We start from the raw sequence: 539 nt of genomic DNA, 5'->3' as shown, positions 1-539 counted from the left end.
GTCTCGTGGGCTCGGCGCTGACCGGCATCCGCAAGCTCAATGCCGCCTTGCCCGGAATGCACACCGTCTCGCACATCAACCAGCGTGCCTGCGCTTTCAGTTCCACCACGCTGCCGGCTGGCAAGTCTGCCGGGGCAATCAGCCGCACCGGCAGATATGACAAGCCCTCATAGCCATGCCCGGTGATATTGCCTTCGCGGTCGCGCACCAGGATGGGCGTCGGCCACTGGATGGCCTCGGCGGTCCATCCCGGCGGCAGTTCCCACATCAGCTTTGTTCGGCAGGCCGGTGCCGGCGTTCTTCCAGAAGCTGTGCCAATGCGGGTCATGCTGCATGCGCAGGGCCAGCTGCAACGGCTGCCCAGGCTGCACCGAGCGCTGTGCGGCAACCAGCTCGGCCTGCACCTGCGCCAGTACCGTGCCCGGCAGCAGTACCGCAAGCAACAGCAGCGTGCTCATCGCCACACGGCGGAGTGCATCAACGTGCAGACGCATCTTCAACCTTCTTGATCTGCGCGCGCACCGCACGCTCCACATCCC

General features: G+C 65.7%; 2 protein-coding genes. One reads left to right on the top strand and one right to left on the bottom strand.

Features of this window, described 5'->3' with window-relative positions:
- Positions 1 to 328: protein-disulfide reductase DsbD domain-containing protein (locus ABB30_RS15960; RefSeq protein WP_211263511.1), on the bottom strand; the 328-nt coding region annotated here is incomplete at its 3' end.
- On the opposite strand from ABB30_RS15960, the gene ABB30_RS16400 reads away from it, so the two are divergent.
- Complete coding sequence (locus tag ABB30_RS16400) at positions 327 to 509, top strand: hypothetical protein (RefSeq protein WP_152980801.1); 183 nt, start codon at positions 327 to 329, stop codon at positions 507 to 509. The two genes, ABB30_RS15960 and ABB30_RS16400, sit on opposite strands and share 2 nt — an antisense overlap.
- Positions 510 to 539 lie beyond the last annotated feature (30 nt).

The sequence above is a fragment of the Stenotrophomonas ginsengisoli genome (assembly GCF_001431485.1).
In the GTDB taxonomy this organism is placed as follows: domain Bacteria; phylum Pseudomonadota; class Gammaproteobacteria; order Xanthomonadales; family Xanthomonadaceae; genus Stenotrophomonas; species Stenotrophomonas ginsengisoli.
This window is presented reverse-complemented; position numbering and strand designations above follow the sequence as displayed.